Origin of the sequence: Arthrobacter sp. Hiyo1 (assembly GCF_001263615.2) — a bacterium.
GTDB lineage: Bacteria > Actinomycetota > Actinomycetes > Actinomycetales > Micrococcaceae > Arthrobacter.
In genome coordinates this window covers 353,655-356,100 of the sequence record NZ_DF952472.1, presented here as the reverse complement: position 1 = coordinate 356,100, position 2,446 = coordinate 353,655, and the positions used below count along the sequence as shown (strand labels likewise).

The window sequence follows — 2,446 nt, the reverse complement described above, 5'->3', positions numbered from 1 at the left end:
TCCGCAGGTGCGGCGGCGGGCGCTGCAGCGCCGTTGCTGCCGCTGCCGATCCGGACCAGGGGAGCGCCGACTTCGGCGGTCTCGTCTTCAGCCACGAGGATTTCTTCGATAATGCCGGCAATAGGAGACGGGATTTCAGTGTCTACTTTGTCGGTGGAAACTTCGAGCAGGGGCTCGTCGACTTCCACTCGGTCACCAACCTGCTTGAGCCAGCGAGTGACGGTGCCTTCGGTGACGCTTTCACCAAGGGCGGGCAAGTTAACGGATTCAGACATGTCGTCCCCGTTCTCCTTATTGATCTTTAGTGCGGATGAGTGTTGCCTGCTGGGTCCTGCGCCCGCAGTTCGTGCGGGCGCAGGACCGGGTGTCTTGCGTAAAGACTTAGCCGTGGAGCGGCTTTCCTGCCAGCGCGAGGTGGACTTCGCCCAGGGTCTCGTTCTGCGTCGGGTGTGCGTGGATGAACTGTGCCACGTCCTCCGGGTGTGCTTCCCAGTTGACGATCAGCTGTGCTTCGCCGATCTGCTCGCCCATGCGGGAACCGATCATGTGGATACCGACGACGGGGCCGTCCTTCTGGCGGACAACCTTCACGATGCCGCCGGTGCCCAGGATGGAGCTCTTGCCGTTGCCGGCCAGGTTGTATTCCTGGGTCTGGACCTGGTCCTCGCCGAACTTCTCCTTGGCGCCCTTTTCGGTGTAGCCGACGGTGGCGATTTCAGGTTCGCAGAAGGTGACCTTCGGGATGTTCACGTCTTCGACGACTACCGGGTTCAGGCCGGCGATCTCTTCGGCGACGAAGATGCCCTGCTGGTAACCGCGGTGGGCCAGCTGGACGCCCGGGACGATGTCGCCGACGGCGTAGACGTTGCCGACGCCGGTGTGCAGGCGCTCGTTGGTGATGACGAAGCCGCGGTCGATGGTGACGCCTGCCTCTTCGTAGCCGAGGTTGGCGGTGACGGGGCCACGGCCCACGGCAACCAGGAGGAGATCGGCTTCGAAGGTCTGGCCGTCAACCAGGGTGACCTTCACTCCGTTGTCGTCCTGCTCGACGCCCTGGAAGAAGACGCCGGTGCTGAACTTGATGCCGCGCTTCTTGAAAGCGCGCTCAAGGTTCTTCACGATGGCGGTGTCTTCGTTGGGAACGAGGGAGGGGAGGCCTTCGACGATCGTGACGTCGACGCCGAAGGACTTCCACACGGAAGCGAATTCGACGCCGATGACGCCGCCGCCGAGGACGATGACGCTCTTGGGGATGTAGTCCATGGTCAGCGCTTCATCGGACGTGATGACGCGGCCGCCGATTTCCAGGCCGGGCAGGGAACGGGAGTAGGAACCCGTAGCCAGGACGATGTTCTTGCCCTTGTAGGCTGTGCCGTTCACGACGACGGTGTCGGTGCCCTGCAGCTTGCCTTCGCCTTCGATGACCGTGATGCCCTTGGACTTGATGAGTCCCTGCAGGCCCTTGTACTTACCGGCGACGATTCCGTCCTTGTAGGCGTTCACGGCCGTGATGTCGATGCTGTCCAACGTGACGTTGACGCCGTACTTGGCGGAATCGCGTGCGTGGTCGGCCAGTTCGGCCGAGTGCAGCAGGGCCTTGGTGGGGATACAGCCGTTGTGCAGGCAGGTGCCGCCGAGCTTTCCCTTCTCGACGAGGCCAACGGTGAAACCAAGCTGAACGGCACGCAGAGCCGTGGCGTAGCCGCCGCTGCCGCCACCGAGTACCAGGATGTCGAATTCTTGCGCAGTTGCCTGATCGGCCACTAGGACGCTCCCTCGCGTGAGCGATGACACGCGACTACGCGTCATCTGGTCTTGGAACTTGTACTGCCGCGATTATGCCAGCACCGAAGTTCTCTTGCATTTGTGACTACCGTGGTTCACCTTAGCGAACCACTTATCCATGCTCCACCCTGCCGGGGCATTTGTGGGGCGCTTGTGGCCAGACTCACGTCGGGCCGTGGGGCCGGTCATGAACCGGCCCCACTTGGGACTTGCTTAGGCCGTCGCCAGCACGTCTTCGACGTAAGCGAGAAGCGTCCGGACAGTGCAGCCGGTGCCTTGCTTGGGCGTGTAGCGTAGGGGCTGCCGTTGTTGAAGGACGGGCCGGCGATGTCGACGTGCGCCCAGGGGATCTGCTTGCCCTCGGCGTCCTTCCCGACGAACTCACGCAGGAACACGGCCGCCGTCATCATTCCACCGTGGCGTTCGCCGATGTTGGCGATGTCCGCCACCTGCGAATCAAGGCTGGCCCGAAGCTCCTCCGGCAGCGGCATCGGCCACACGAGTTCGCCCGCGCGATCTGCCGCGGACTTGAGCGCGCCCGTGACGGAGTCGGAACCCATGACTCCGGCAGTGCGGTTGCCGAGGGCGATCAGCTGGGCGCCCGTCAGCGTCGCGACGTCGATGATGGCGTCCGGCTGCTCGAGGCTGGCCGCGACGATTC

The 2,446-nt window shown here is 63.5% G+C and carries 2 protein-coding genes and 1 pseudogene; all 3 read right to left on the bottom strand.

The annotated features are described in order from the left end of the window. The coding region (locus AHiyo1_RS26950; RefSeq protein ID WP_340639330.1) for a biotin/lipoyl-containing protein at positions 1-275 on the bottom strand (275 nt) is incomplete at its 3' end. Between the two features lie 106 nt (positions 276-381). Beyond that, complete coding sequence (gene lpdA, locus AHiyo1_RS15205; protein ID WP_059389120.1) at positions 382-1,764, bottom strand: dihydrolipoyl dehydrogenase; 1,383 nt, start codon at positions 1,762-1,764, stop codon at positions 382-384. Between the two features lie 234 nt (positions 1,765-1,998). Beyond that, positions 1,999-2,446, bottom strand: a pseudogene (locus AHiyo1_RS15200) (leucyl aminopeptidase); the annotation flags it as partial.